At 59.4% G+C, this 254-nt stretch carries 1 protein-coding gene; it reads left to right on the top strand.

What is annotated here, in order from left to right; all coding sequences use genetic code 11:
- Positions 1-254 (top strand): glycosyltransferase (locus tag QSV46_RS40355; protein ID WP_314964274.1); only part of this gene is annotated, 254 nt, incomplete at both ends.

The raw sequence follows: 254 nt of genomic DNA, 5'->3' as shown, positions 1-254 counted from the left end.
CTGTACGGCGGCACCGAGCGGGTGGTGCACTGGCTGACTGAAGAACTGGTAACGTTAGGGCACGAAGTCACTTTGTTCGCCAGCGGGGATTCCCGCACCTCGGCGAAACTCGATGCGACATGGCCGAAGGCGTTGCGCCTCGACGGCTCGGTGCGCGACCCCAACGCGCTGCACATGGTGATGCTGGAACGCGTTCGGCAGAAATGCGACGATGAAGAGTTCGATTTTCTGCACTTTCATCTCGACTACTATCC

It is taken from the genome of Bradyrhizobium cosmicum (genome assembly GCF_032290525.1).
GTDB lineage: Bacteria > Pseudomonadota > Alphaproteobacteria > Rhizobiales > Xanthobacteraceae > Bradyrhizobium > Bradyrhizobium cosmicum_A.
This window is presented reverse-complemented; position numbering and strand designations above follow the sequence as displayed.